General features: G+C 69.0%; 1 protein-coding gene. It reads left to right on the top strand.

Annotated elements, in window-relative coordinates; genetic code table 11:
- Positions 1-445, top strand: a 445-nt coding sequence (locus tag ABD323_RS44725) for a wHTH domain-containing protein (RefSeq protein ID WP_344447694.1), incomplete at its 5' end; no start/stop codon positions are given.
- Positions 446-552 lie beyond the last annotated feature (107 nt).

The raw sequence follows: 552 nt of genomic DNA, 5'->3' as shown, positions 1-552 counted from the left end.
GTACCCGACTTCCCTGGACGACGACCTGCTGGCAGACAGTTCCACTCCCCGGCTGGGGGCGAACTGGCACTCCGGCCTGACTGTCGGCCAGACCGTGCCGCTCTTCCGGGTCATCCTGGTAGCCCGTGGGCTTGCCGTGCCACTTGACGAGGTCGTGGCGCGCTTGCGCTCCTACGGTATTCCGCTCTCGCACACGGAACTTCCCGAGGGGCTTACGGAACGGGAAGCCCTGGGACTCCTCAGCACGAAGGTGGAACAGGTGCCGACCGTCTTCCAGCCGCCGATGCGCCTCGTCCAGCTGCTCGCGATCGCCCAGGAGGTCGGACGCCCGCTCGCCGAAACCGCGGACCTGTTGCAGAGGCTGGGCGTGAACGTTCCGGACCTCGCCTCGGCCGTCCGGGCCGCACTGGCCCGGGTGCCCAGGGAGCCGCAGCCGGCCGATTGACCGGAGCGCTGGAGGATCGCCAAGGTGCGTGGTCGGGCAGGCTTCAGACTTTGATCACCGTGATGCGATCGCCGCACAGGGCAGTGAGGTCCTCGGGGTGCCCGCGG

This window comes from Kitasatospora nipponensis (assembly GCF_039528135.1).
Classification (GTDB): domain Bacteria; phylum Actinomycetota; class Actinomycetes; order Streptomycetales; family Streptomycetaceae; genus Kitasatospora; species Kitasatospora nipponensis.
This window is presented reverse-complemented; position numbering and strand designations above follow the sequence as displayed.